Here is a 1150-nt window from a genome sequence, read left to right as displayed (position 1 = left end):
AAACAATATACAGATATGAAGTTTGATGCTTTAAACTACAGCATTGAGAGTGTGAAAAAAGAGGCCAGACAAGCAGCGGCTATTGGTTTAGCGGTGTCTAACTTGCGCTACAATGATACTCCTGGAAAATTAAGCGTTGGATTTGGGACTGGTTTATGGCGTAGCCAATCTGCATTTGCCTTTGGTGCAGGTTATACATCAGAGAAGGGAAATATTCGGTCTAATGTATCTGTTACCACTTCTGGCGGTCATTGGGGTGTAGGTGCGGGATTCAATATGACCCTGAACTAATAATCAAAAAACACATAAAAAATTCTCTTCACCCTTGTCTCATAAGGCAGGGGTGAATTGTTTTTTACATCTATAAAAGATATACATAGAGATTGATAAAGGATATAATGATAACCACAGATTTTAAAAACAGAAAAAACTTTTACGATTTCGGGTAAGTAATCACTTTTTAAAGAGAAAAAAATGCATATTTTTATAAGTAATGTATTTCTTATTTTTTCTTAAAATTTTTTGTAGCAGCCTAAAGAGAGCAAAGATAAATTGCCTTTTTCTCGACAAAACCGTAAATTTACAACCTCTGGTAAAGACAAAATACGTTTTATTTTGACTGAGAAAATGATAAAAATATATGCTAAATCAGCTTGCAGTAACTTCAATCATTTTTGTCTGCGTCATTTGTTAGCACTGTGACGTAATTTTCTTTAAGGATAAAGTAACAAGTCTCTCTTGCTTATTCTTCAAAAAAATTGCAAGTTTTATAATACTGCTTATTTTACAAAGAAAAATATCTCTATTAAGGAGAGAGGAGATCGTGTCATTATTTTAACACTTGCTCTGTGAATAAAAGGAGTGAATGAAAAACTAAAAAAACAATTGGTCCAAAAATTAAGATAATATTAACCAATATACACAAAAATACCTCTTATCTCTTATAAAGAACAAAAGGCATTCACTTTAACATCTAAACGCACCATTTCTTTCTTTTTTCAATCACGCTTTAAATATTTTGCATATAGAAAACACAGAAATTACGGGATAAATAGTATTTAAATGTGTCTTTTTTATGTTTATGGTTAAAATTTTTTCATTGGGGAATTTATTATGAACAAATTATAGACAAAAATAGCGGGGAGTGATT

General features: G+C 31.0%; 1 protein-coding gene. It reads left to right on the top strand.

Translation table 11 applies throughout. The features are described 5' to 3' along the window. Positions 1–291: YadA-like family protein (locus ACFINC_RS09655; protein WP_375617072.1), on the top strand; the 291-nt coding region annotated here is incomplete at its 5' end. Positions 292–1150 lie beyond the last annotated feature (859 nt).

Source organism: Bartonella sp. AP58NXGY, from assembly GCF_042195785.1.
Lineage (GTDB): Bacteria > Pseudomonadota > Alphaproteobacteria > Rhizobiales > Rhizobiaceae > Bartonella.
This window is presented reverse-complemented; position numbering and strand designations above follow the sequence as displayed.